A 25743-nucleotide genomic window follows, 5' to 3' on the forward strand; every position below is an offset into this window, starting at 1 on the left:
ATAATCGCCTCAGCACTTACAGATCCGGGTCATCTTCTACCTCAATAATCTTATAGCTTATTCCTGCGTTAGCCGCGACGGATCACGGAACTCAGCACCCGGATGGTGATCGGGCAGGCGGGAGGCACCTTTTCCGAATAGACGCTCCCTGAAGGTACCTTCCTCATATTCCTCTTTAAAAATACCCCGGCGCTGCAATACCGGGACTACCAGCTCGATGAAGTCCTCATAGGAAGCAGGCAGAATGTAAGGCTCCAGATTGAAGCCGTCGAGGTCTGTCTCTTCGATCCAGTATTGCATTTTGTCGGCTACTTCTTCGGGCGTGCCAATCACCGTCAAGCCGCGGAAGCCTTTCTGCAGGAAGTCCTCCGCTACCTCACGGACCGTCTTTTTCGACTTACTGTGCTTGGTGAACCGGTCGGTATGGGTCTGACCCATCTCGGTGTGGATATTCTCGAAATAGGAATCGGGATCGAGCCGGGTCAGGTCGATACCTGTGACATTGGCATAGCTGGACAGCGTCGCTTCTGCACTCTGATAGGAGAGGTACTCCGCATGCTTGCGCTCGGCTTCCTCCCTGGTCCGCCCGACGACGACCGACAGGCCCGTGAATACTTTAACGGCCGAAGGGTCGCGGCCATATTCGGCAGCTCTGCGGCGGATGTCGCTGATCTGATCCCGCAGCACTTCAATGTTCGGCGCTTTCAGGAAGATACCCTCGGCATGCTTGGCAGCGAAGGCGCGGCCCCGGTTCGAGCTGCCCGCCTGAAAGATAACCGGTGTCCGCTGCGGGGAAGGCTCGGTCCCGTGATAGCCGGTAAGCTTGAAGTATTTGCCTTCATGAACGATTTTGTGCACTTTGGCCGGATCAGTGAATACACGGTTTTCGCGGTCGATCAGCACGGCATCATCCTCCCAGCTGCCCTCGAACAGCTTGTAGCTGAGGCTCATATATTCATCCGCCATATCATAACGCTCGTCATGGGGCAGGAACAGCTCCTCGCGCCCGAACAGGTCAGCAGCAGACTTGTTGCTGGTGGTCACGACATTCCAGCCAATCCGGCCGTTTGTAACATGGTCAAGCGAGGAGAAGCGCCGCGCATTCGAGTAGGGGGCTTCGTAGCTGGTCGAGGTCGTCATCGTGAATGCCAGATTCTTGGTAACCATGGCGAGTGCGGGAATAAGCATCATCGGGTCATTTCCGGGCAAGCCGGTTGCCTCCCGGAAGGCCATCTCCGTCCGCTGCTTCGGGTAGCCGTACGTATCGGCGAAGAACATGAAGTCGAACTTTCCTCTCTCGAGCAGCTGGGCGATGTTCTTCCAGTACTCGATCTTGCTGTAATGGACGCGCTGCTGGTCAGGATGTGCCCAGATTCCCTGGGTAAGATGGTTGACACTGTTGACCTCGAATACGCCGAGATGGATCTTTTTCATGTTAATTCCTGCCTTTCCGGATGATTGGGTTGGAGGATGGCTCTAAATCAAATGGCATGCGGCAAAATGTCCCTCGGATGCTTCCCTCTGGACCGGTGTCTCGGTGCGGCACCGGTCCATGGCGTACGGACAGCGGGTATGGAAGGCGCATCCGGAGGGCGGGTCCAGCGGTGAAGGAAGGTCGCCCTCCAGAATGATGCGCTGGCGCCGTGCTGCCGGGTCCGGTACGGGAACAGCCGAGAGCAGGACTTGTGTGTATGGATGAAGCGGGTTCGCGAACAGGCTGTCCGTATCCGCCTCTTCAACCAGCTTGCCAAGGTACATAATTCCGATGCGGTCGGAGATGTGCCGGACGACAGCAATGTCATGGGCGATGAACAGATAAGTGAGCTTCAGCTCGGCCTGCAGCCGGCGCATCAGGTTAATGATCTGCGATTGGATAATGACATCGAGTGCGGATACGGGCTCGTCACAGATGACGATCCGCGGATTAAGGATGAGCGCGCGGGCAAGTCCAATCCGCTGCCGCTGTCCGCCGGACAGCTCGTGGGGCAGCCGGTAATAGTGCTCCATCTGCAAGCCAACGGTGTGGAGCATCTCCATCGCATGCAGGGTCCGCTCTTTTGGCGTACCGATGCGGTGAATGGCCAGTGCCTCCTCCAGTGCCTGGCCGATCATCTGCCGGGGATTCAGAGAGGAGAAGGGGTCCTGGAACACCATCTGCAGCTCACGGCGGTAGTTCTGAAACGCTTTGCGCGGCTGCTTGAACAGATCGACCCCTTGATAGAACGCTTCTCCGTCTGTAGGCTCTGTCAATCGGAGCAGCGACTTGCCCAGCGTGCTCTTGCCGCAGCCGGATTCCCCGACCAGTCCGTACGTCTCTCCTTCCCGGAGGTCAAAGGAGACACCGTCGACAGCCTTGACGACGGACTGGCGGAAGCCTGCCTGATTGGCGGCGGAATAATATTTCTTCAGGCCGTTGACCCGCATAAGAGGCTCGACCGCTATTTCCCTGTGTTTTATCGTTGTCGTTATCATCTGTCAGACCTCCATTCCACTCAGCTTACCGGCATGCCAGCATCTGACCAGGGTATCGCCGCCCGGCAGCGCGGCAAGCTCAGGCATAACGGTCCGGCACTTGTCGTCCGCATAGGAGCAGCGCGGCGCGAACCGGCAGCCTTGCGGAATCTGATCAAGGGAGGGGACACTTCCCGGAACGGCAGCCAGCTCTTGTGAGCGGTCTCCGTCCAGACGGGGAACCGATTGCATCAGCCCGATCGTGTAAGGATGAAGAGGCTTCTCGAACAGGGTACGGACGTCGCCGCTCTCGACCACCTGGCCAAGGTACATGACGACGACCCGGCTGCATGCTTCGGCCACGACGCCTAGGTCATGTGTGATGAGCATGACGCTCATGCCCATCCTGCGGTTAAGGTCTAAGATCAGCTCCAGAATCTGCGCTTGAATGGTTACGTCCAGTGCAGTCGTCGGCTCATCGGCAATGAGCAGCTGCGGCTCGCAGGCAAGAGCGATGGCAATCATAACGCGTTGGCGCATGCCGCCGGAGAGTTGATGGGGATATTCGCGTGCTCTCCGTTCGGGAGCAGGAATACCGGTTAGCCGCAGCAGCCCGATGGCCTTCGTCCAGGCTTCTTTTTTGCCAATGGGCCGGTGCAGCCGCAGCGTCTCGACGATCTGCTCTCCAATGGTGTGAACCGGATTCAGAGAGCTGAGCGGGTCCTGAAAGATCATAGAAATTTCATTGCCGCGGACACTGCGCATCTGTTTAGGGGTGAGCTTAAGCAGATCAATGCCGTTGTAGCGAATCTCCCCTTCGTATTCTGCGAGCCTTTTCTCGTCGAATAGCCGCAGTACGGACTGGGCAGTGGCGCTTTTGCCGCACCCGGATTCCCCAACGATTCCTACGACCTCTCCTTTGCCCACCTCGAACGATACCCCGTCCACTGCGGGTACCCGGCCGCGTTCCGTATGGAGCTGAGTCTTAAGCTCCCTAATCTGCAGAAGCGGCTCATCCGCCGCAGCGGAACCCGCTTGAAACGGAACGGGACGCTGTTTCAGCGGTTGGACCAAGCGTTTGGTCAACGAACGGCGGGCATGGGGATCGAGCAGATCCCGGAGGCCGTCGCCAAACAGGTTCATCGCGAGCACGACGAGGACAAGCGCAAGGCCGGGAAAGAGGGTCATCCATGACGAGTTGTAAATATACAGCTTGCCGTCCGACAGCAGGTTCCCGAGACTTGGCGTAGGAGCGGGAATGCCTGCACCAAGGAAGCTGAGCGCCGCCTCCACGATAATTGCCTCGGCAAAGATGAAGGAGCCTTGAACAATAAGCGTGGACAGGGTGCCGGGCAGAATATGCTTCCAGATAATCCGGTTGTGTGACGCGCCCAAGGTATGCATGGCTTCAATATAGGTCGTCTCCTTGGCAGTCAGCACCGAGGAACGGACGATCCGGGCAATGGAAGGGACGAAGACGATGATCAGGCAGAGGATCAGATTGCCGACGCTCGGCCCTAGCGCGGCCATCATTGCTATCGCCAGCAGCACGGCCGGAAAAGCGAATAGACCATCCATCACGCGCATCAGAATCTGATCCAGCCATTTGAAATAGCCGGCGTACAGGCCAATGACGAGACCGATTGCCGACGAACCAAGCGCGACCGCGAAGCCGACTTCGGCCGACATCCGCGTTCCGTATACGACACGCGTCAGCAGGTCGCGGCCAAAGTTGTCCGTACCGAACGGATATACGGCGCTTGGAGCCTTAAGACGGTTGACGACGTCGATGGCGTAGGGATCGCGGCTTGCGATCCAGGGCGCGAACAGCGAAACGGCAGCGACCAGTGCAATGAGCACACTGCCGGTAACAGCGGCCTTGTTGACCAAGAATCTCCGCACGAATAGTTTGCGGTTCTCCCGCTTCAGGCGGAGCCTGCGGGCAGCCAATTCATCCGCCTTTATGTCCAATAGGGGCATTAGCAATAGTTCTCCTTTCCCTCCGTTATTTGAGTCTGACCCTCGGATCGACGATCGTGCAGAGCAGATCCACGACGAGATTGACCATTACATAAGCGAAGGCGACGAACAGGATAACCCCTTGGATAACCGCGTAATCCCTTCGCTGTACCGAGTTGACAAGCAATTGTCCCATACCGGGGATATTAAAAATGGATTCAATGACGGCTGCTCCGGCAAGCAGAGCACCAAATGATCCGCCAATCACCGTCAATATCGGCAGCAGCGCGTTGCGCAGGACGTGACGGTATACGATGCCCTGCTCGCTGACGCCTTTGGCAAGCGCCGTTTTGACGAAGCCTTCGTTCAGCACTTCAAGCATCGAGGAGCGGGTAACTCTTGCCAGCAAGGCGGCCTGGACAATGCCGAGCGAGAGGGCCGGGAGGATCAGATACTTCAGGTGTGTAATCAGGCCGTCAGAGAGCGGCTTGTAACCGGACACGGGAAGCCACTTAAGTTGTACGGAAAAAAGCAGCACCGTGAACATGCTGAGTACGAACCCGGGAACCGTGATGCCAAACAGCGAAAATCCTGTCAACGCCTTGTCCGCAAGCTCGCCTCTTCTGGAGGCTGCACGAACACCGAAGGGAACCGCGATGACAATGGCGATAAGCTCTGCCAGCACGGCAAGCGAGAAGGTCGGGCCCAGATGCTCGGCAAGCGCTGTGCGGACCGGCTGCCTCATGAAGAAGGAGTCGCCAAGCTCGCCTTGCAGCGTATGTCCGATCCACCGCAGATATTGCGGGAGAAGAGGCAGGTTCAGACCCATTTGCTCCCGCAGCGCCTCAATCGTTTCCGGACTGGCGCCATCGCCAAGCATGACGGCAGCCGGATCACCGGGAATCAGATAGATGATGAGGAAGACGATCACGGACAGGACGAAGAGAACAGGAATCATGGCCAGCAGCCGTCTTGTGATGTAAAATGCCAAGAATGGCGCCTCCTTCCAGGCGGGTAATGAAGGACAAGGGCCGCATGCAATCCCTGGGGGATTCATGCGGCTCCTGTTTGCTTTATTTGGACAATTTCGTATTGGCCAGGTTTGGATAACCTGCCAGCGTGGTCAATCCTGTCAGCTTGTCACGTGTTGCGCTCTGGGAGTAGGTGTCACCGATCTTGACGGCGGCGAGATATTCCCACTCGTACTGCTGCAGCGCATCGTTGGCTGTCTTGATCTCCTCCGGTGTGGAGGCTGCGGTCAGCTGCTTGGTCAGCTCAGCGAGCTTAGCATCTTCAGCGAAGCCGTAGGTCGGATTCAGGTAGAGCAGCTGGGAAGGGGTGGACGGCATGGTGAACAGTCCAACATAGATGTCCCAGGCGTTCGGGTCAGCGCGTTTTTTCAGCAGGGTTGCGAAGTCGTTGATATCCAGCTTGGTCTTCACACCGATGGCTTCCAGTTCCTTCTGGAGGACGATTGTTGCGTTATAGAAGGAGCCGCCGAGCTCTTTGGTCGTAAGCAGGGTTACTTCCTGGCCGCTGTAGCCGGCTTCTTGAAGCAGCTGCTTCGCCTTATCCGGATTCTTCTGATTATAGTTCTCCTTGCCGGCTTCGCTGTACCAGGTCGTATTCTCCGGATACATGTAGCTCGGGTTAAGGCGGTACAAGTCCGGAGAATTCACTGTTCCAAGCAGAATCTCATCGGCGTCCAGCACGGCGGCTACCGCTTCGCGGTATTTGATGTTCGAGAACAGCGGAGACTTCTTATTGAACACCAGGTTGATATCCGATCCGAGGTTCTTGTTCACCGTCACACCTGCAAGGCCTTCAACCTGCGGCAGATTGTCTAGAGTAACATCAACGTAATCGTAAGTGCCCGCGAGGAACGAAGAGAAGCGTGTCGCGCTGTCTGTGACGATATCGAAATAGATATCCTGGAGATAGGCTTCTTTCTTGCCGGAGAGACCGGAAGCGGGGGTGTCGATGGATTGATAGTCATCGAACTTCGCAACATGTACGTACTGGTCCTGCTTCCATTCAACGAGCTTGAACGGGCCGGTACCGATGTATTCCTTCACGCCGTCCGGTCCGGCTGCCTCTACGATTTCCTTAGGCAAGATCGCGGCATTGTTAAGCACATGGCTTAATTGAGAGATAATGTCGTTGCGGGGCTCGCTCAGCGCAAGCTCGACGGTGTAATCATCTTTTATCGTAAACTCTGATTCTCCCAGCGAGGCTTGCGCACGGCCGGTCAGTGACTTCCAGCGGTTGAGGGAAGCGGTGACATCCTCCGCCTTCAGCTCTTTGCCGTTGTGGAACTTGACACCCTGACGCAGATGGAAGGTATACGTCTTGCCGTCCTCGCTCAGATCGTAGGATTCGGCCAGCATCGGAACCGGGTTGAAGTTGGCATCGAAGGCAAACAGCCCTTCAAAAATATTCAGCGTTACATAAACATTGGTATTAAGCGACAAGTGCGGATCCAGCGTCGGCACCTGCTGGGCGAGCGGGAAGCGCAGCTCTGAAGCCAGGTTCTCCGGGGCCGGCTCAGCCGTTCCGGGAGCGCTGGCATCCGCGCCTGAGGCTGCATTGTTATTGCCGTTGCCCGAAGAGCAGCCGTATACGGCGAGCAGCGAGACAAGCAGCAGTACTAGAATGGAATGGCGGTATAGCTTATTCATCTGGTTTCTCCCCTTAGTCTGGTGTCTAAACTTTATTAATCCAATTAGTATAATCGGATTTAATATATTAAAATTAAATATATATGATTTTATTAAAGATGTATATTGAATCCTTTTAATGGATGCGATCAATAAAACTAAAGTCTGAGGGGATTACGGCTAGGAATCCCAGTCCAGCAGCTTGTCCGCCGCCCGTACGAACAACCGGACACCGGTTTCCAGTGCGGATTCATCGAAAGTGAATTTCGGATGGTGATGGGGGTATACAATGCCTTTATCCGGATTGCCGGCGCCGATGTTGACGAACGTGCCGGGTACCTTCTGCTGATAGGCGGAGAAATCCTCACCGCTCATGCCTGGAGGTGTATGGATGACGGCATTCTGCCCGACCAGCTCACCCGCAGCTTCTTCAAGGATCCGGGTGAGCGCTTCATCGTTAACGACCGGCTCATAGCCGAGGACGTAATCGAATTCAAACTCAGCACCATGCGCCGCCGTAATGCCCTGCACAATGCGCAGTAATTGTTCATGCGCCTCCCGGCGGACCTGCTCTCCGAAGCTGCGGACAGTGCCTTTGAGAATGGCCGTGTCCGGTATAACATTGTGAGATGCTCCGGCAGTGAACTGAGTTACAGAGACAACTAACCGGTCCAGGGGATTCGTGTAGCGGGAGACAATATGCTGTACGTTCGCCACGATCTGGGCGCCGACCGCGATGGTGTCGACAGCCCGGTGCGGGAAGCCGGCATGGCCGCCGTAGCCTTTGATGAATATGGTGAAATTGTCTGGTGAAGCGGCCATATCGCCGTAGGCTATGCCAATCTGCCCGACCGGCAGCTGGGAGGCCAGGTGTTCGCCAAATACCCAATCTACACCGTCCATCACCCCCGCCTCAACCAGCTCAATGGCACCGCCCGGCGGCAGCTCCTCGGCATGCTGGAAGATGAAGCGGATCTCGCCGTGCAGCTTGTCCCGCCGCTCTGTAAGCAGCCGGGCCGCAGCCAGCAGCATGGCTGTATGGCCATCATGGCCACACGCGTGCATGACGCCCGGTTTGCCCGAAGCGAACTCGAACTCATTCTCCTCCAGAATCGGCAGGGCGTCCATATCTGCACGCAGAGCAAGAATCTTGCCCGGCTTGGCGCCGGTCAGCCGTGCGACGACGCTGGTCGGCGTCGGGTGGCTGAGCTCAAGGCCGCCGAAGCTTGCGAGAGTGTCAGTAACGAAGCGGGCGGTGTTCTCCTCCTGAAAGGAGAGCTCGGGATGGCGGTGGAGATGCCGCCGCCAGGCAACGAGCTGCTCCGCCAGACCCTCCGGCCATTCTTCGCGGTTATTCGTTTGCTCTGTCATAGGAACGACCCCTCTCTGTCCGGGTACGGACACTGCTTATTCTCTCTCATAGGCCTGCAGGGCGTTTACGCGGTGGGCCATTGCGGAGCCGGCTTTGAGCACGGTGGCCACAAGGGTTGTCTCGGCCAGCTCTTCTATGGTAATGCCTGCCTCCTTGGCGAGGCGGGTGAAGATTTCGATGGAATACGCGCTGCCTTCGACGAGCGCGGCTCCGACCGCAATCAGCAGCTTCTCTTTCTCCGGGATACTTCCGCCGCGCAGTGAAATCTGCAGGAATTCGTGGAACCCGTTGTAAAGGTCCCCGTTCACGTCCTCAAGCTTGTCAGCCAGTTCAATATTGGAGAGCGGGAAGAGATCGGCGTCCGTGCTGCCCTGGAACGCCTTCAGCGCGTTCGAAGCGTTGAAGAAGGCGGAGTGGGCTTTGACGGCAGCGGCGACAGTCACCGATTCGAAGATTTCTTCGAAAGTGGTTTGCTCGGATTTGGACTTGCCGATATGGGCTTCGATGCAGTAAGGGCATCCGGTGACATGCGATACGGCAACTGCAATCAGCTCCTTAGTCTTCACACTCAGCACTCCGGCTGCAAGAGCCTGCTTGTTGAATTCACCGAATGCCTTGAAGCCTTCGGGAGAGTATGCGAACAGCTTGGCGGAGAAACTCGGGGTGTGGCGGGTGTACAGGCTGTTGTTGCTTTCCGGAACTGAGCTGCTTGGGTTATTCATAATAGAGGCCTCACTTTTTATGATATTTTTTAATTCATTGTAATCCGCTTGGATTATTTAACGGCTTGTCTGCTATAATAGGGGAAAAGAAACGAGTTGTATAATTGAAATATATAAAGCTTCGGTTTATAAATAGTAAATCGTTGTGATTGGGAGGTGTGACGCGCTTGGAAATTCGACTTATCAAAACCTTTCAAACCATCGTGAAGCTTGGCAATTTTCAACGGGCGGCGGAGGCGCTGCAGTACTCACAGCCCACCATTACGATTCAGATCAAAAAACTGGAGGAAGAGCTTGGTGTCAAGCTGTTTGAGCGGGGCAAGACCATTACACTGACAACGGCGGGCCGCCTGTTCCATGAGAGAGCAGGGTCGCTGCTGCAGGAATACGATGATCTGAACGTAGCGCTGGCTGATTTCATTCAGGGGGAGACCGGCCTTATCCGTGTCGGCGCTTCTGAGCCGTCGGCCAGCAAACGCCTGCCGGACATCCTGGCATCCTTCACCCGGCAGAAGACGAAGGTGCAGACCAAGGTGACGATCGGTACAACGAGGGAGCTAGCCGGCATGCTGCTGGAGGACAGGCTTGACCTGGTCTTGTGCAACCAGCCAGAGCCGAACCTGGAGCTGGAGTTCTACCCGCTGCTCAAGGAGACCTTCAAGCTGATCGTGCCGGATGATCATCCGCTGGCCGGGCGGGAGGACCTTCATCTTAAAGACCTGAAGGATGAGAAATTCCTGTTCACCCCCGGCTCCTGCGCCTTCCGCATCCGGATTGAAGAGATGATTACCAAGCATATAGGCAAGCTGCGCCAGAGCAGTATAGAAGTAGCGGGCATTACCGTGATCAAATACTTCGTCCAATCGAAGCTGGGCATTGCGCTTGCGCCGGAAGTGGCGGTAATGCCGCCGATCCCGGGTACAGTGGTGAAGGATGTAGCCGATCTGATGGAGGGGCCTTCCCTTGGAATTCTGACCCGCCGTAATCAGGCTTCCATGAGCCGGATCAGCCAAGGGCTGGTAGAGGAGATCAAACGGATGTATGCCTGAAACAGCTTTGCCCCGGGCGGGTGCAATCCTTGCATTCGCCCGGGGCTTTTCTGCGAAAAGGGGCGGACTTTACTATTTCTAATTGCCGGATTCACTTCTTTCTATTGTACATTCGCCTTGGCATCGGATATCCTCTGTACTTATAGATATTCATATTCTATTAACAAACGGATCATAGAGCAGGAAGGAATGAGTTCTCAGGTGAAAAAAATCCATCTAGGCATCTTCGACATCAACACGCTGAATCAGATGACTCAGGGCTTGTGGGCACATCCGGATAATCAGTCCTACCGGTATAAGGAGCTGAATTTCTGGATTGAGCTGGCCCAGCTTCTGGAGCGGGGGTTGTTCGACTTCATGTTCTTTGCCGATTCATACGGCTATCCCAATCATAAGAGGGAGCTCACCTACCGGGAGGCGGTGTATGCGCCAGCCAACGACCCGATGCTCCTGATCCCCGCGCTGGCTGCGGCGACTAAACATCTGGCCTTCGTGACTACGGCATCTCCCGTGTATGAGCTGCCTTTCCCGAATGCCCGCCGGTTCTCGACACTGGATCATCTCACCAATGGCCGGATCGGCTGGAACGTGGTTGCCACGGGAGGGATCAGCGGGGCGGAGGCCTTCGGCCGAAGCGGTATTCTGCCGCACGACGAGCGCTATGAGCAGGCGGAGGAATTCATGGAAGTCAGCTACAAGCTGCTGGAGGGCAGCTGGGAAGATGATGCGGTTACCGGTGACAAGCTCAGCCGCCGCTATGCCGATTCTTCCAAGGTGCATATCGTCAAGCATGAAGGGCGTTACTTCCAGATGACCGCAGCCCACTCAAGCGAACCGTCGGTTCAGCGGACACCGGTTCTCTTCCAGGCGGGCAGCTCGGACCGTGGACGGGATTTCGCAGCCAAACATGCGGAAGGCGTCTTCCTCAAAGCCCCTACCGCCGAGGCACTGCGCGCACAAGTGCAGGATATCCGCCGGCGGGCAGCAGCCTATGGGAGAGGCCCGGAGCAGATCAAGATCTTCACCGGCTTGTCCGCCGTCGTCGGACGGACGAAGGAGGAGGCGCAGCGGAAGCTGGAATCCTACCGGAGTTATGCCAGCGAGGAAGCGGCACTGCTCACCTATGAGACCTCGACGGGCATCGACCTTACAGCCCTTGACCCTGATGCGCCGTTCACCAATTTGCAGACAGAGCAAGGCCGTACCCATACGGAAAGATACACGAAGCACAGCGGCTTCATTCCTACGGTGCAGGACGTCATCGACAACTTCTCGGCCAAGGAATTCCGGGGAATTACTGTGGCGGGCACAGCAGAAGAGATCGCGGACCAAATGCAGTATTGGGTGGAGGAGACGGGAGTGGACGGCTTCAACTTAGAACGTTACGTCCTGCCCGGAGGACACCGCGACTTCGTCGAGCAGGTTGTGCCTGTGCTGCAGCAGCGGGGGATATTCCGGGAGCGGTATGAGGAAACGACGCTCCGTGAGCGGCTGTTCGGAAAGGGAGCCACGCGCCTGGCGGGTGCACATCCGGGGGCAGCCTTCCGTAGGCTGGAGGAATAGAGCTTAGCATTGAACAAGAGCCATGATGGAGAGCCCGTCCGGTTATTTTAATACGGCAAACGGCTCTGCGTGAATTTCTATATACAGATATAAATGTTACTTGATTTGAATATCAGGCCCAGACCTTATAGGTTTGGGCTTTTTAAGAGTGACCAGATGTGTGTTGTTACGTTCCGTGTTGTGCCTGTGAATTGAAAAAAGAGCACGGTTTTTTTGAAGTATTGCTTAGGCAGAAACAATAGAATGGAATTATGACGAAAGGATAATGGAGTTTTAGGGGGAGAACAGGTGTTTAATCTCGGTCAGGCCATACCATTGGAAGATAGAGCGAACGATCTGATAACGGTGGGCGAACTGCTAGTTGATATGATCTCCAACGATTACGGCGGGGCTTTAGAAGGTGGCGGATATACCAGATATTTTGGCGGGTCGCCTTCCAATATTGCCATTAATGTCAAGAAGCTGGGCATCCGGTCGCAGGTTGCTTCGGCGGTGGGGAGAGACAGTCTCGGGACGTTTCTGGTAAATGAATTGCAAAGTGCAGGAATGAATACAAGCGGAGTCCAGCGGGTGGACGAATCTACCAGCATGGTAGTGATCACGAAGAGTAAGGAGACGCCCGTTATGCTTAACAGTTTTTCGTGCAGAACAATAGGGATCGACTTGTAATATTGTAGGATTTTATAACGATAAAAAAATCCGCGTGAATCATGGATTATTCCTTTCACTCTATCCTCTGATATAGGATAGGAAACAGAGGGGCCGATTAATGAGGTACCTTCAAATGTTTGATTGTTAAAAATACTAATAAGGATGAATTTTTCAAGAATGCCGACTTCTTAATTAATGGAAATTCATATGGCTTACTCGCATAGAAATTCAATTGCGCAAATAATTTTTGTTTTTGGTTCTCGTAAAGAGGATTAAAAAACGGATGATTTGAGGATTCATATACTATTTTTCCGTTTATCGGGGCGCTCCCGGAGCAAGTGATTGATCAGCATGGAAAAGTGGATGGAATCATAAATAATGCAGGTATTATTCATCCGTTTTTGAAAGTCAATGAATTGGAATACGATAAAATCAAGTTAGTTATGGATATCAATTTTTATGGGACACTTTATATGGTAAAATCATTTCTTCCTTATCTGTTGAAAAGACCAGTTGTGCATATTGCCAATGTATCCAGTATGGGAGGATTTCTTCCGGTCCCCGGTCAAACCATTTATGGCGCATCCAAGGCTGCTGTGAAACTTTTGACAGAGGGTCTTCGGGCTGAACTTAAAGATACAAATGTGAAAGTAACCCTTGTTTTTCCTGGAGGAGTAAGCACAAACAATTATGATAAATTCCGGATTGGATGTTGCAGATAATAAGGAGATAAGTAAGGAACAATTTTCCCGATTGTTAACGCCTAAAGAAGCTGCCAAAATTATTGTGAAAGGAATTGAAAATGACCAGATTCGAGTTTTGGCGGGCAAGGATTCCAAAATAATGGATAAACTCTATCGTTTGAGTCCTAGAAGAGCGTCAGATCTTATTGCTGATAAAATGAAGGATTTGATCTAGGAGAAGCTCAGCGTTCCCATTTACAGTGAAATGGAAAAGAGATTGCTACTTTAGTGCAATACTTTATATAAGCTTATGTTTGTAAACCCTATTAACCATTTCTGAAGATACAAACATGATGCTAAAAAGTAGAAGCAAGATAATGGGTACCATAAACATACCAAATTGGCTTGCAATAAACCCCATTAATAAAGGTATCAATGTAGAACCTGTATAAGCACTTGCCATTTCAAGTCCAATTACACTCGAAGAAGCTTTTTCCCCAAACCGTTCCGGTGTGGCATGAACAATACTCGGATAGATTGGCGCTCCACCTAGTCCCACAATGAGCAATGCTCCTGCAGCAACCCAATGTGGAACCGGTAAAATAAGAATTAGAAGTCCGACACAGCCAACTAACCCACCGTATCGTATCAGCCTTTTACTGGATAATTTAGTCGAAAGAAATCCGGAAAAAATACGCCCTATAATGATTCCAATATAAAATAGAGAAGAAAAGGCTGCTGCTGTGCCAGGAGTAATTCCTTTGCTTTCAATAAAAAAGGATGCCATCCATAGACCAGCGGCTGTTTCCGAACCATTGTAACAAAGCATGGAGACCATGGACATTCGCACACCCCTGATTCGTAAGGCTTCTCTGTTACTGATGAGTGTCTTCTCGTCTCCTTCTTCTATCTTACCGTTCTCAAAAACCTTCCATAAAGACAGCGATCCCAATAATATTAGTACTATGATAGTAAGTACTATCCCTATAGTAAGGTATCCCATGCGCCAGTTATTTCCATTATCCAGTGAAAATGACATTACAATAGGTCCCGTCATTGCTCCAATCCCCCAGAAACAATGCAACCAGCTCATATGCCTGGCCTTAAAATGTAGCGCTACATAGTTACTTAATGCTGCATCTACAGAACCAGCACCTAATCCCAAAGGAATCGCCAGAAGTATAAAGAATAAGAACTCGTTTGAGAAGTAAAATCCGAATAAGGAAATCGTTGTTAATAGAATGCTGAACAATGTTACCTTTCCAGTGCCAAGCCTATGCAACAATCTGCTTGCAAATAAACTGGATACAACCGTACAGAATGAAACCGTTAACGATATATAACCTGCCATTTCTGTTGTGGCACCAATATCAAGTTTCATAATAGACCATGCACTTCCAAGCAAGGCGTCAGGCAATCCGAGACCTATGAATGCCAGGTAAATAATAATCAGCAATAACGTAACCATCTCTAATCTCTCCTCAATTTGTATACACTTTGCAATAGCATTATAACAATATAAATCTATCTTAAATAGCAATAATAAATTAATAAATAACACTATTTTGATGTCCTCGTAAGGGTAAGAGCCTTTATCTAGGAGCAGCGAGCTTTGAATAGCAAGAACAAACGAGTCTGAAGACAGAGGGGTTCGTGGAGAAAGCAATTTCATGAAAATGGATGATTGACATTCTGGCGCGGCCGACTACAATAAGGTTATATTCCTTACACGGACTGTTACTGGGCGAACCAGGCATGACCGATTTCGATTACTCAACCTGTAATCGTTTTCGGTCATTTTTATTTTGCAGGGGGGTGAGTATGTATGAAGGTGATTAAGAAAGTGAACAACAACGTGGTGGCGGGCTGCTCATCGTGCCTATGATGCTGGCAGCGGTGATCAACACTGTGTTTCCGCAGTTCTTTCAGATAGGTGATCCCACAATGGCTCTATTACAATTTAAAATGGTTAGGTAGCATTATCTTTCTGTACTTCGTTCTCTTGGCCACCAAACTTTTCTTGCATGTATCCTGCACTAACCTGGATACTCTTGATTGGGTCGTTATCCACCCAATTTTTATGAGTTTCTAATATAACACCTTCTACTCCGTTTTTTATAGCAATTGCTGAGAGAGTATCCAGATCCATATTTCCATATCCTAATTCAGTAGCATTTTCTTTCAGAATGGGTGTCATATAGGGACCTGATTTGGTATGTCCGCGGTCATTGATATGCCATAATTTCATTCGGCTGCCCAGTTTTTCCATCAAAGCCGGAACATTAGCCCCGCCATCGGCCATCCAGTAACTATCAAACTCGAAATTAACATATGCAGGATCTGTTTTTTCAATAATAATGTCGTAAGCTGTTTTATCGGGGGTTACCTTTTGCAGTTCAACATTATGATTATGATATAAAAGATGTATCCCTTCTTCAGAAAGGGCTTTTCCTGCCTGGTTCAGACTTTGAACAAGTTCTTCCACGTCATCTAAACTACTATAATCAAATTTGTACATACCGGTAATAACTACTGTATCTGTACCGAATTTTTTCGCTTCAACGGCTATCGCTTTTGCATCCTTCTCAATGCTCCCCAGATTACTATGTAGGCTTACGACCTTCAGTCCGCTTTCCTTAATCAGCTTAGGCCAATCAAGCTTGCCGCCATTGCCAATAGGCATTCCTGAGAACTTTGTCATTAGTTTTACAAGAATGGAAGACTTGTGAATCATAAAATCATTTAATTCGATAGAATCATAACCTGCATTTTTAATATTAAGTAATGTTTGTAAAGCATTATCATAATTATTACTCATTGTTCCTATCATAATCTGTTGAACTGCAGTTGTTATATGCTGTGAATTATTCCGGCCCTTACTTTTTACAATATTGCTTTGCTCCGTTTTGTGTGATTTGACAATTTTATTAATGCGGATTTTTTCTTTGATTTCATACCCGGCAACAAGAATTATTATGAGACTAATACACGCAATGATTACTTTTAGTACCTTTTTTCTGTTTTTTTTCAATTTGTACATCTCCGTTTCATTGACTTATTTCATGAGTACTTTACAATAATATCAACATCTGTCTATTTTACAACCGACAGATTCTTCGGAAATGTCGAATACAATGGAGGCCTTATGTCAGAAAAAAATAATGTCAACCAGAGGGTGATGCTAACGAAACGCTTGGTTGGCGAAGCTTTATTAAAAATGTTAAAGACGCGTAATATTAATAAAATATCCATACGGGAACTATGCCAGGTTGCAGGAATTAATCGCACTACATTTTATAATCACTATGGAAGTCAATATGATGTGTTAAATGAAATCGCTGAGACATACATACAAAATACTTCATTTACTGTTATCAAAGATCTTGCAGCAGGTATAAATATCGATGAATGTCTGACTGGAATACTACAATACATAAAAGACAATCTTGAATTTATAAAACTTGTAATAGATATGGAGAATTATGATCTAATCTCCCGCATCACTATCTCACTGCCGCAGTTTGATCAAATGGTCATTAAACATTTACCGGAAAAATTGGATTTGAAGGAAAAGAAGGCAATTGCCTCGTATGTCCAGTATGGAACAGTAAGACTTCTTAAAGAATGGATTCTCACAGATTGTTTAGAGTCACCGGAAGAAGAAGTGAAATTAATTCTGAAAATGGCTGGAAGAACGATTGGTAACGGATAACCGCCTGCAATAATCAGAGCCATGCTGATTCTGAAGAGACAATCTACGAGATATTCCAAGGGATAGTTGACATGCCATGAATGAATCCCACAGATCTCCAGTTGTGGTGTTTGAATATATACAAAAATCTTCCAGATGGTTGGATATTCAGATATAGAGCATTTTTCAAGGATGTTCGAAAAGCTCGTGGGCTGCAAACCCAGAGATTTCAGGAAAAACAAACTAAGTGTTTGATTTGAAAATAAATGCCTGCGGGTTCAGCAGAATTGACATCAATTTTGCGCGGTACGCAATTGGACAAGAACTAAAGTATTTAGTTTTGTGTTTAAGGGCGTAACGCGCATTTTTTGTCTCACTGAACTAAGTTTGGAGTTGCTTTCTGCTGTATGCTCATCCTTTCACTTCTAGGAGCAGCTTGTGCAGCAAGGCAATATCATTTTGGACTGATTGATGGGCATGTTCTGAAATCAGCCGGACGGAGAATTTTTTAGAATCGGGAATGTTTGATAATTCAGAATCGCCATTTTCAATCAAAAGCTTTCTTCTATTCAGCCGTTCAATGGCATCTTCGATCAAATAAGCAAGCTTCCTGCTGTCAACCTTATCCAGAAAAAAGAGGGAGGAGTACAGGGAAGTGAAATTTGTTAAGTTTTGAAATGCGGAATAGATTTCTTCCACCAGTATTTCACGGCCCTTTTCTGTAATTCCATAGGTCGTTTTCTCGGGACGGTTGTCGGTCTGCTCAACCTTGATTTTTTGAATAAGTCCTTTTTTTAAAAGAACCTCAAAATTATAATAAAGGGTTCCATCGTTGATCGGAAATGAATTATCGAGAGGCTTTAGAACTTGCTTCTTCAGATCGTAAGGATGATGCTCCCCCTCGCTCAGGATACCAAGGATAAATATTTGAAGCGACATAAGACTCCTCCTAGAATATATATGAAAAGAGCCGTCTGCCGTAAAGGGCATTCGGCTCTTTCTATTTTACATGAAGAGCGGCTGAGGTGCATCACCGGGGCTTAATTTAGTGTACGGCTTGAAATGGTGGATTACAGTATTCAAAGCAAGCGCTGAAACCATGATAAGGCTAAGACCTAACAGCAGTACAGCAGAACGCCCTCCGCCGAATAGCAAATTGTAGTCCAACTGAACGGTATAAAACATTACGGAAATATGGCTAATGGCTTTATAAAATCCTGGCATCATAACCTGTGGCACCACCGATCCATTGGCGATGGTCTGAATCAGCAAGAACGGTAGATTTAGCATCATGCCTGCCTGTCCAAAGAGGAGGCAGAAAATGCTGGTGAACTGAATGGCTGCGAATAATTCGAGAGCGTGCAACAGCCACAAATGAACAAACGTACCAGCTCCATATCCGTGTATGGCGAAATAAATGCTAAGCCCGATCAAGGGGACGATAAGAGAAATTATAGCATTGGTACCTTGCAGCGAAAGGAAGGCTTTCCATTTTCCAAGCTTACCCTTTAATTGGTTCAATGCACCGATTGCCATCATGGAGTATATCATAGCCCCGACATAAGAGGACATCGTCAGAAACATTGGAGCCATTTGATTATGCATCCCGGCTGGCTGAGGATTGGAATCTATTACATTGGCCTGGACTTTGTTAACAATGCCTGCGGCCATCTCCTTGGCCTGCACCTCCGACATCTTCATATTTTGCAGTACACCTTCAATGCCGCTTGTTTGCAGCTGGGTACTGATTTTTTCTGTGATCTGCGTTACTACATTTTGTACTGTGCTGTTGGTGGTAGCTGGATTGGATTGGTTGATATAATAATCCAGTTGAACTTGCTGGTCCGGAGCAGAGAGCTTCTGTGTAAAATCCTGAGGGATGTGCATGATCAGATGAATGTCCCGGTCTTCAAGCTTTTGCTGAGCCGTCTTTAGATCGGTATCCGTCTGCACCTGAAACGGCAGCTCCTGCTCAAGCTGCTTCGCAAATTCCATCCCGTACTGCTTATCTTCATTTACAATTGCCACCGAGAGATTGCCGATGTTCTTCGGAACCGCACTATAACCGGAAGTGAAGACTCCGATCATAATGATTTGGTAAAAAATCATCATAAAAACACCACTCAGAATTGCCTTGTTTTTGAAAAATGATTTCATCGCTCACACCATCCATATACTTTATTTAGAATACTCTATTTAAAGTATATCTTTTCATGGATACTGTCAATAGTTTCGAGAAATAGTGGATTATATTAATATTGAAGAGGTTGTCATATTGTGAAGGGAAGCAGGCAGAATTGAAAATCCTATATTGAAAACAGAAGAGTTAAGTACTATACTGTAAACAACTAAACAGTTAACTTATTAACTTAAAGTGACTTGAACTGACAGTTAAAAGAAAGGAATAAAAAATGGATCAAAACTTAAAAACTCAATTCGTGCATTCGATATTTCAATTAAAGAGGCTACATGGAGCGGGACTCGGAATGGAAACGGGAGGGAACAAGAGTGACATTAACATGACAGAACTTGTTTTAATGAAAGGAATCGCCGACAATTCCACCGATTCCGAAAACAACATCGGTTTGCCCGACGTTCGGGGATACCTGTCAATCTCCAAAGCGGCAGTTTCCCAAATGCTGGGGACACTTGAGAAGAAAGGATATATAAACAGAGACTTAGACAAGAATAATCGTAGAAACCTTGTAGTTACTCTCACCCCCAAAGGACGTGAGATTCTAAAGAACAAGGATAACGAGTTTAACGATAGGCTTGATAAAATCATAACTCATCTCGGAGAAGACGATGTTAAACAAATGATAACGATTGTTAACCGTATGATAGAGTATACAAACAAACTTAATAACGAATAAGACAGGATGAATGAGAGAAGATATTCAAATAAGCAAAAGAAGGGGAAGAGGTTATGAATGCATGAAGAATAAAGAGCGTTGGACGATTTCCGATATTCCCTCCCAGAAAGGCCGCTTGATTCTTGTCACAGGTACAGGGGGGCTAGGTTATATAACCGCTTTAATTCTGGTCCGTGCAGGTGCGGAAGTTATTCTGGCAGGACGAAACAGAAGTAAGGGGGAGGCGGCAATCAAAGAAATTCAGTCAAATGTTGTTTCGGCAAATATACATTTTGAACAGCTTGATCTTGGCGATCTTGCCTCCATAGAAGCTTCCGTAAAACGGATACGCGATAAGTATCCAAGGCTGGATGTCCTTATTAATAATGCCGGAGTGATTATGAATCAGGAACGACAAGTTACAAAGGATGGCTTTGAATTGCAGTTTGGCACAAATTACCTTGGACATTTTGCGTTGACAGCTCATCTTATGCCGCTTTTACGAAAAGGACACAACCCTCGGGTTGTCAATGTCTGTGCCCTTGCCGCCAATAGTGCTGTAATTAATTTTGATGATCTGCAGTCAGAACTCCTTTATAAGCCCATGCCAGTATATGGTCAATCAAAACTGGCTAACTTGATTTTTTCACTTGAGCTTCATCGTCGTAGTATGGCTGAACGGTGGGGAGTTATGAGCATTGCCGTTCATCCGGGCTTATCTCGATCAGATTTGGTTGACAATGGAACAAGAGAAAAAAGCAAGATGCCGCTTGCGCTTCGTCTGTTTGGACCAATAATGTTACAGTCGGCTGAACAAGGGGCTTTGCCAACGCTTTTTGCAGCAACCTCCCCGGAGGCCGTCAGCGGACAGTATTATGGACCGGATGGAGTTAAAGAAACAAGGGGATTCCCAGCACCTGCCAAAATACCGGCTACTGCAAAAGATGTAAATACTGCCATACGATTATGGGAAATCTCCAAACAGTTGACGAATGTGGATTTCGAGAAGATATTATCGGGGATATCCTAAATAAAATCATGCCGGTTACTATTCTGCCAAGGATGCGAGCGCAGTATTATGCAGAAAAAGCGGCCGAGGAGGCCGCTTTATCATTTCTGTAATAGCGCTGCTCATCCAGACTGTATTTGGTTTGTTACATCCTACCAGTCAGCAGTTCCACAAATTTGGTTGCTTCCGCCCCGGTCACGGGCCGATTCGGTGCGAATTGGGTGGCGGAATCACCGTTCAGAATCCCCGCCGCAACGGAGCGCCCAATAGCTTCGGAAGCCCAATGCCCGTTTGGCACGTCTTTGAAGGCTACCGGGTTTGCTACAGAAGAAGCTTGTTTTTGGCCCGTAGTCCGCATAACATTATCAGCGATCATCGCAAGCTGCGCCCGCGTTACGGCCAAATCCGGGTTAAACAGGCCTGCACCGGTTCCTTTCATAATACCGGCCGTCTTATTTTGGCGAATAGCCAGATCCTCAGGCGAATTTACGGTATCCGTGTAAATATCTGTACCGATTACCTCGCTTAGCTTTAGCTGGTCAGCCAATAGCGCAGCCAACTCCGCGCGTGTCACTTGAGCATCCTGCAGTAAAGAGACCGATGTCGCAGCTGGCTTTTTCTGCTCAAATAACCATGCCAACATATTCTTATCATTAAATACGGGTATCCACGAACAGTGTCTGAAATCTCCGTAAAGCTGTTGAGAGGCTAGAAACGCATCATCATAAATAGTTAGCTTGGCCTGGTTGTTGCCTAAACCGGTCAATGCCTCGTAAGTCAGCGTACTCGTCCGGCTATCTGTGATCGGGTCATTTTGTGCATGTACGAGCCATACCGGTACATCCGTCAGGTCCTTCAGTTCCGATTTAAACTTATCTACGGATCCGGTGTAATCAGCTACGGCGTCTTTCGCCGCAACGATAATGGAGCCGGCGAACAGCTCCGGATACTGCGTCAGGAAACGAAGCGCACCGCCGCCGCCGCTGGACACCCCTACGACATAAATGCGGTTCGGGTCTACCTTGCCAGAAACGATAAGCTCCTTGATTAACTCCGCCTGTACCTCAAAGTAATCACGCATCAACGAAAGTTCTTCGGGATTGTTATAGATTTTCCACCCATAGTTTTCTGGGAATTGTACGGCCAGAACGGATGTATCGTAACCAGAATCTGTCCAGGCAACGGCGCCTTTGTTCTCGGTGAGTTGCTTGAGGTTGTCTGTTCCGACCTCTCCGCCGCCGTGCAGCCAAACGATCAGGGGTTGTGGGGCTGTAGATTCGGTCAGTTTAAGTCTGTAGTTCAACTTCTCTCCATTAGTTCCTGTAAACTCCCCAGCGACAAAATCATCGAATGTCCGTGTCTTCACTACCGTCACGGATTCCTTATTAAACGACAACTCGGGGTAACGTCCATTCGTCACGGCAAACGCTGACACCGGACCCCCGGAATATTTAAATGGCTTTACTTTAAGTGATAAAATATTATCCGCCCAACTCAGTTCAACCCCGTCATCCGCATAATCGTTTTGCACAGTCTCGTTATTCTCGTTAACAGGATAACCATCGAAGTTGCCGGTAATTACAAAGTCAGATGCTCTCAAATCGGCATATGAGCCTGCGCTGCTCACCTGCAAATCAAATGATTCAACCATCCTACCCGTATCGCCAATATAAGTATTTGCCGTAATTTGCATAGGTGAAGCCGCTTCGGCTTTCACAGACAGTCCACCGGTCAGTATGGTGCCAACCGCCAAAACAAACGATAACATCAGACCAGTACCTTTTCTCAATTGCATCCTACCTACCTCCAGTTATAAAGTTGTGTTATTTGTACACGAGTCGGATCAAGTCGCTTAAAATGAAAAAAACCTAACTCGAACCGACATAGGAAAAATCCATGTCTGATTCGATTTAGGTTTTGCCCGATTAAGCGGTTACAATCCACATCGTATCTACATACGAAATCATATATATGAACTTTTAAAAAGTCAACAAGTTATTTTTTAATATTTTCAAAATAAAAAAACATATTTTTACATTATCTTTCACTTGAAAACGTTCTCCACCTCTTATATAATAAAAATACAATTTATATTAGGGTTGTAACTGCATTGCAGGCAAAGCCTAAACCAATTCATGCTAGTTTAATTTTAGTTATGGATTCGTTTAGGCTTTTTTTGTCCGTAAAAAAATATAAAGTGGGCGAACTCATGAGGATAAAAAAAGTATTTAATAATAATGTTGCATTGGTTGAAGGACCAAATCGATCTGAGATCATTGTTATTGGAAAGGGACTAGCCTATCAGAAAACTCCAGGTGAAGATATAGATCCATTAAAAATAGAGAAGACTTTCGTGATGGAGACCAAAGAGTTATCTGAACGGCTATCTACATTACTGAGTGAGATTCCTCCAAAGCATCTGGAATTGACAGATCAAATTATTCGTTATGCAGCAAAGGATTTAAGCACGACCTTTAGTAATAATATCTACCTGGCTCTGACAGATCATATTAGCTACGCAATTACGCGCACCATACAGGGGTTGAGCCTTAAAAATGCACTGCTATGGGAGATACAGAAATTTTATCCGAAAGAATTTCATGCTGCAACGCATGCATTACATTTAATTGAAAAGGAAACTGGAATTAAACTGCCTGTAGATGAAGCTGGATTTATCGCAATGCATTTCGTGAATGGGCAGCAAGATGGTCAGGAAATGGAACAGACCTTGTTAGTTACCCAGATGGTTCAAGGAATTCTTAATATAGTAACACTTCACTATGGGATAGAGCTGGATGAGAATTCGTTAAATTACAGCCGCTTTGTGACCCACTTGAAATATTTTTCTTATCGCACCATGCGTCATGAATCGATTCCTTCTGAGGATGATGAACTTTACCAACAAGTCGTTACCAAATATCCTGAAGCTTTTGCCTGTAGTGAGAAGGTAAGATTCTATTTACGGGAAGAGTTTCAAGTTGAAACAACCGAAGGTGAAATGGTCTATTTTATGCTTCATATTAGGCGAGTGACCAGCAGAGATTAACCTATTACAATAAAGAACAGGGTTGTTACCATTAGTTGGGCAAAGCCTGGATACGTGATAAGTGTACTGTTTTTCAGTGTGCTTTATCACCTATTCAGGCTTTTTTATTTCATAAAACCAGCCAGAATGAGATCAAAAGGAGCGAGCACAAATGAAATACGAAAGATTAGCCAAAGATATCGTGCAAAATATCGGCGGAGAAGAGAATGTTAACAATCTTGTCCATTGTGCAACACGGTTAAGATTTAATCTCAAAGACAATCAGCTACCGGATAAGGAGAAGCTGAAAAGCTTAGCTGGGGTTTTGAGTGTCGTAGAAAGTGGCGGTCAATTCCAAGTGGTAATTGGAAATGACGTTGCTCACGTGTATCAAGAAATTATGAGAATCAGCAAATTAGGGGCAGGAAATTCTGCTTCCGCAGATGCAGATCAACCCAAGGAGAAGATCATGTCCAGAATTTTCGCAGTAATTTCTGGAAGTCTTTCTCCCCTATTGCCTGCAATGGCTGGAGCGGGGATACTTAAAGCTTTTTTAACCTTATTCACAAACTTTGAATGGCTATCTGCGGATAGTGGAACCTACCTCATTCTGGCAGCAGCAGCAAATGCCGTTTTCTATTTCTTGCCTATATTCTTGGGCATTTCTGCATCGTTCAAATTCGGGGCAAATCCATATGTAGGTGGAGTTATTGGTGCAGCTTTAATGGAACCGAACTTTACGGGATTATTGGCGAATGGAGACACCTCTTCTTTTCTTGGCATTCCTGTAGTCTTAATGGATTATTCATCAACGGTCTTTCCGGTATTCGTATCCATTTGGATTTTCTCTTATGTGGAGAAATACTTAAAGAAAATCATTCATAAAGAGCTCCAGACGTTCATGGTTCCGTTGTTGTCTTTAGTCATTCTTGTGCCGCTTGCTGCGATAGTCTTCGGTCCGTTTGGAGTATATCTCGGAAACGCGATCGCAGATGCTATCAATTACCTCATGGGAGTTAGCGGGCTGTTAACAGGTGCTGTAATTGGCGGGTTAATCTTCTTCCTAGTTGTGTTTGGGCTCCATTGGGGAATTATTCCGATCGTGCTGGCAAATCTTACGAATGGAACCGATCCAATCCTTGCGATGTGGGCAGCATCTAACTTTGCAATGGCAGGGGTGGCACTGGCTGTCTTCCTTAAATCCAAAGAAAAGACTTTGAAATCACTGGCTGGTTCCTCTACATTAAGTCTGTTGTTAGCCGGGGTCTCTGAGCCCACTGTTTATGGTATATTGCTGCGTTACAAGCGCACAATCCCCTATGTTATTATTGCCGGAGCTGTCGGCGGGGCAATTAATGGCGGTTTCAATACGTATGCTACAGCATTTGTCTTCCAGAATATTTTCTCGATCGGTGCATTTGAACCGGTGGGTTACTATTTAATCGGGATTGTCGCCGCTATGGGAATTGGTTTGATTCTAACGCTTCTTTTCGGGTACCAAGATAAAAAAACTGTTGCAGTGACTGAAGCAACTCCTGCTGTAGAAGTGAAGCCTATTCAACCGGAGGCAAGTGCCAATTCTTCTAATCATTCATCTGTCTTGAAGAAAGAGGTGCTTCTCAGCCCGTTAACAGGGGAAGTGAAATCCTTGACTGAAGTTCCCGATCCTGCTTTTGCAGAAGGTGCTATGGGAAAAGGAATAGCTATTGTTCCGAGTGTTGGCCAAGCCGTATCTCCAGTGAATGGAACCGTTGGTACCATTCTCAAATCAGGCCATGCTGTAATTCTACGGTCCGAGAATGGAGCAGAAATATTGATTCATATTGGAATCAACACCGTTCAATTAAAAGGGAAATATTTCACCCCTCGGGTTAAAGCAGGGGATCAGGTGCGAAAAGGGGATCTACTGATTGAATTTGAGCTTGAAAAGATCAGGGAAGCTGGTTACAATCCGATCACTCCAATCATTATCTCAAATACTGCTGAATACTTGGATGTAATTGAAACAACAAGCTCATCGGTTACAGCCCAAGATAAGTTGCTGACTCTTGTGGTCTAA

23 protein-coding genes and 1 pseudogene are annotated in these 25743 nt (G+C 48.3%); 11 read left to right on the forward strand and 13 right to left on the reverse strand.

Annotated features, from left to right (window positions below; genetic code table 11):
- Positions 1-57: 57 nt before the first annotated feature.
- The 8 genes and pseudogenes from NSU14_RS06025 to NSU14_RS06060 form a co-directional block, all read right to left on the reverse strand.
- Positions 58-1434: an LLM class flavin-dependent oxidoreductase gene (locus tag NSU14_RS06025; protein WP_340943478.1), complete on the reverse strand. Its 1377-nt coding sequence runs from the start codon at positions 1432-1434 to the stop codon at positions 58-60.
- A 42-nt stretch (positions 1435-1476) separates the two neighbouring features.
- Entirely contained in the window at positions 1477-2472 is a 996-nt protein-coding gene (locus tag NSU14_RS06030; RefSeq protein ID WP_340943480.1) for an ABC transporter ATP-binding protein, read from the reverse strand.
- Positions 2473-2475: 3 nt separating this feature from the next.
- Positions 2476-3513 carry an ABC transporter ATP-binding protein gene (locus NSU14_RS06035; protein ID WP_256703861.1) on the reverse strand — a complete coding sequence of 346 codons (1038 nt, stop codon included), beginning with the start codon at positions 3511-3513 and terminating at the stop codon, positions 2476-2478.
- A gap of 42 nt (positions 3514-3555) precedes the next feature.
- Positions 3556-4431: pseudogene (locus NSU14_RS06040) on the reverse strand (ABC transporter permease); the annotation flags it as partial.
- Between the two features lie 25 nt (positions 4432-4456).
- A complete protein-coding gene (locus NSU14_RS06045) occupies positions 4457-5401 on the reverse strand; it encodes an ABC transporter permease (RefSeq protein ID WP_156118690.1) in 945 nt (314 codons plus the stop codon).
- An 82-nt stretch (positions 5402-5483) separates the two neighbouring features.
- Positions 5484-7088 carry an ABC transporter substrate-binding protein gene (locus NSU14_RS06050; protein ID WP_042139094.1) on the reverse strand — a complete coding sequence of 535 codons (1605 nt, stop codon included), beginning with the start codon at positions 7086-7088 and terminating at the stop codon, positions 5484-5486.
- Positions 7089-7247: 159 nt separating this feature from the next.
- Positions 7248-8438 (reverse strand): amidohydrolase, encoded by a 1191-nt coding sequence (locus NSU14_RS06055; RefSeq protein WP_076243826.1) that lies wholly within the window; start codon positions 8436-8438, stop codon positions 7248-7250.
- Between the two features lie 36 nt (positions 8439-8474).
- Complete coding sequence (locus NSU14_RS06060) at positions 8475-9161, reverse strand: carboxymuconolactone decarboxylase family protein (protein ID WP_340943487.1); 687 nt, start codon at positions 9159-9161, stop codon at positions 8475-8477.
- Positions 9162-9328: 167 nt separating this feature from the next.
- Between NSU14_RS06060 and NSU14_RS06065 the strand changes: the two genes are divergently transcribed.
- The 5 genes from NSU14_RS06065 (at position 9329) to NSU14_RS06085 (ending at position 13342) form a co-directional block, all read left to right on the forward strand.
- Complete coding sequence (locus tag NSU14_RS06065) at positions 9329-10210, forward strand: LysR family transcriptional regulator (protein ID WP_042139092.1); 882 nt, start codon at positions 9329-9331, stop codon at positions 10208-10210.
- Positions 10211-10411: 201 nt separating this feature from the next.
- The gene (locus NSU14_RS06070) at positions 10412-11773 is read left to right on the forward strand and encodes an LLM class flavin-dependent oxidoreductase (protein ID WP_256703847.1); all 1362 of its coding nucleotides are present in this window, start codon (positions 10412-10414) and stop codon (positions 11771-11773) included.
- A gap of 288 nt (positions 11774-12061) precedes the next feature.
- Positions 12062-12442 (forward strand): carbohydrate kinase family protein, encoded by a 381-nt coding sequence (locus NSU14_RS06075; RefSeq protein ID WP_081970112.1) that lies wholly within the window; start codon positions 12062-12064, stop codon positions 12440-12442.
- Between the two features lie 299 nt (positions 12443-12741).
- Entirely contained in the window at positions 12742-13146 is a 405-nt protein-coding gene (locus NSU14_RS06080) for an SDR family NAD(P)-dependent oxidoreductase (protein ID WP_256703860.1), read from the forward strand.
- On the forward strand, positions 13130-13342 hold the full coding sequence (locus NSU14_RS06085; protein ID WP_052422002.1) for a hypothetical protein: 213 nt from the start codon (positions 13130-13132) through the stop codon (positions 13340-13342). The genes NSU14_RS06080 and NSU14_RS06085 overlap by 17 nt, the downstream gene beginning before the upstream one ends.
- A gap of 63 nt (positions 13343-13405) precedes the next feature.
- On the opposite strand, the gene NSU14_RS06090 is transcribed toward NSU14_RS06085, so the two are convergent.
- Entirely contained in the window at positions 13406-14575 is a 1170-nt protein-coding gene (locus NSU14_RS06090; protein WP_042139089.1) for an MFS transporter, read from the reverse strand.
- A gap of 416 nt (positions 14576-14991) precedes the next feature.
- Here NSU14_RS06090 and NSU14_RS06095 point away from each other — a divergent pair, with 416 nt between their 5' ends.
- Positions 14992-15084 carry a hypothetical protein gene (locus tag NSU14_RS06095; RefSeq protein WP_340948900.1) on the forward strand — a complete coding sequence of 31 codons (93 nt, stop codon included), beginning with the start codon at positions 14992-14994 and terminating at the stop codon, positions 15082-15084.
- Here NSU14_RS06095 and NSU14_RS06100 read toward each other — a convergent pair.
- On the reverse strand, positions 15077-16138 hold the full coding sequence (locus NSU14_RS06100; protein WP_197074272.1) for a sugar phosphate isomerase/epimerase family protein: 1062 nt from the start codon (positions 16136-16138) through the stop codon (positions 15077-15079). The genes NSU14_RS06095 and NSU14_RS06100 overlap by 8 nt on opposite strands.
- A gap of 114 nt (positions 16139-16252) precedes the next feature.
- On the opposite strand from NSU14_RS06100, the gene NSU14_RS06105 reads away from it, so the two are divergent.
- Positions 16253-16819 carry a TetR/AcrR family transcriptional regulator gene (locus tag NSU14_RS06105; RefSeq protein ID WP_052422001.1) on the forward strand — a complete coding sequence of 189 codons (567 nt, stop codon included), beginning with the start codon at positions 16253-16255 and terminating at the stop codon, positions 16817-16819.
- Between the two features lie 390 nt (positions 16820-17209).
- On the opposite strand, the gene NSU14_RS06110 is transcribed toward NSU14_RS06105, so the two are convergent.
- Both NSU14_RS06110 and NSU14_RS06115 read right to left on the reverse strand, forming a co-directional pair.
- Positions 17210-17737 (reverse strand): PadR family transcriptional regulator, encoded by a 528-nt coding sequence (locus tag NSU14_RS06110; protein ID WP_042139088.1) that lies wholly within the window; start codon positions 17735-17737, stop codon positions 17210-17212.
- A gap of 66 nt (positions 17738-17803) precedes the next feature.
- Positions 17804-18955, reverse strand: coding sequence for a YhgE/Pip domain-containing protein (locus NSU14_RS06115; RefSeq protein WP_042139283.1), 1152 nt, complete (start codon positions 18953-18955; stop codon positions 17804-17806).
- 254 nt (positions 18956-19209) lie between these two features.
- Between NSU14_RS06115 and NSU14_RS06120 the strand changes: the two genes are divergently transcribed.
- On the forward strand, positions 19210-19671 hold the full coding sequence (locus NSU14_RS06120) for a MarR family winged helix-turn-helix transcriptional regulator (RefSeq protein ID WP_042139086.1): 462 nt from the start codon (positions 19210-19212) through the stop codon (positions 19669-19671).
- A 61-nt stretch (positions 19672-19732) separates the two neighbouring features.
- Complete coding sequence (locus NSU14_RS06125; protein ID WP_042139085.1) at positions 19733-20680, forward strand: oxidoreductase; 948 nt, start codon at positions 19733-19735, stop codon at positions 20678-20680.
- 124 nt (positions 20681-20804) lie between these two features.
- Here the strand turns inward: NSU14_RS06125 and NSU14_RS06130 are convergent, their stop codons facing one another.
- Positions 20805-22454, reverse strand: a complete 1650-nt coding sequence (locus NSU14_RS06130) for an S-layer homology domain-containing protein (RefSeq protein WP_042139084.1) — start codon at positions 22452-22454, stop codon at positions 20805-20807.
- A gap of 414 nt (positions 22455-22868) precedes the next feature.
- Here NSU14_RS06130 and licT point away from each other — a divergent pair, with 414 nt between their 5' ends.
- Together licT and NSU14_RS06140 are read left to right on the forward strand one after the other, a co-directional pair.
- Positions 22869-23705: a BglG family transcription antiterminator LicT gene (licT, locus tag NSU14_RS06135; protein WP_039298791.1), complete on the forward strand. Its 837-nt coding sequence runs from the start codon at positions 22869-22871 to the stop codon at positions 23703-23705.
- Between the two features lie 151 nt (positions 23706-23856).
- Positions 23857-25743, forward strand: a complete 1887-nt coding sequence (locus tag NSU14_RS06140; RefSeq protein ID WP_042139081.1) for a beta-glucoside-specific PTS transporter subunit IIABC — start codon at positions 23857-23859, stop codon at positions 25741-25743.

This window comes from Paenibacillus sp. FSL R10-2771 (assembly GCF_038000205.1).
Taxonomy (GTDB): Bacteria; Bacillota; Bacilli; order Paenibacillales; family Paenibacillaceae; genus Paenibacillus_AQ; species Paenibacillus_AQ phytohabitans.

What these genes read in the sequence shown, in the direction of transcription:
- NSU14_RS06025 (WP_340943478.1), bottom strand. Translation starts at nt 1,434, where the DNA reads ATGAAAAAGATCCATCTCGGCGTATTCGAGGTCAACAGTGTCAACCAT.
- NSU14_RS06030 (WP_340943480.1), bottom strand. Translation starts at nt 2,472, where the DNA reads ATGATAACGACAACGATAAAACACAGGGAAATAGCGGTCGAGCCTCTT.
- NSU14_RS06130 (WP_042139084.1), bottom strand. Translation starts at nt 22,454, where the DNA reads ATGCAATTGAGAAAAGGTACTGGTCTGATGTTATCGTTTGTTTTGGCG.
- NSU14_RS06105 (WP_052422001.1), top strand. Translation starts at nt 16,253, where the DNA reads ATGTCAGAAAAAAATAATGTCAACCAGAGGGTGATGCTAACGAAACGC.
- licT (WP_039298791.1), top strand. Translation starts at nt 22,869, where the DNA reads ATGAGGATAAAAAAAGTATTTAATAATAATGTTGCATTGGTTGAAGGA.
- NSU14_RS06110 (WP_042139088.1), bottom strand. Translation starts at nt 17,737, where the DNA reads ATGTCGCTTCAAATATTTATCCTTGGTATCCTGAGCGAGGGGGAGCAT.
- NSU14_RS06115 (WP_042139283.1), bottom strand. Translation starts at nt 18,955, where the DNA reads ATGAAATCATTTTTCAAAAACAAGGCAATTCTGAGTGGTGTTTTTATG.
- NSU14_RS06140 (WP_042139081.1), top strand. Translation starts at nt 23,857, where the DNA reads ATGAAATACGAAAGATTAGCCAAAGATATCGTGCAAAATATCGGCGGA.
- NSU14_RS06095 (WP_340948900.1), top strand. Translation starts at nt 14,992, where the DNA reads ATGCTGGCAGCGGTGATCAACACTGTGTTTCCGCAGTTCTTTCAGATA.
- NSU14_RS06050 (WP_042139094.1), bottom strand. Translation starts at nt 7,088, where the DNA reads ATGAATAAGCTATACCGCCATTCCATTCTAGTACTGCTGCTTGTCTCG.
- NSU14_RS06090 (WP_042139089.1), bottom strand. Translation starts at nt 14,575, where the DNA reads ATGGTTACGTTATTGCTGATTATTATTTACCTGGCATTCATAGGTCTC.
- NSU14_RS06120 (WP_042139086.1), top strand. Translation starts at nt 19,210, where the DNA reads ATGGATCAAAACTTAAAAACTCAATTCGTGCATTCGATATTTCAATTA.
- NSU14_RS06060 (WP_340943487.1), bottom strand. Translation starts at nt 9,161, where the DNA reads ATGAATAACCCAAGCAGCTCAGTTCCGGAAAGCAACAACAGCCTGTAC.
- NSU14_RS06125 (WP_042139085.1), top strand. Translation starts at nt 19,733, where the DNA reads ATGAAGAATAAAGAGCGTTGGACGATTTCCGATATTCCCTCCCAGAAA.
- NSU14_RS06055 (WP_076243826.1), bottom strand. Translation starts at nt 8,438, where the DNA reads ATGACAGAGCAAACGAATAACCGCGAAGAATGGCCGGAGGGTCTGGCG.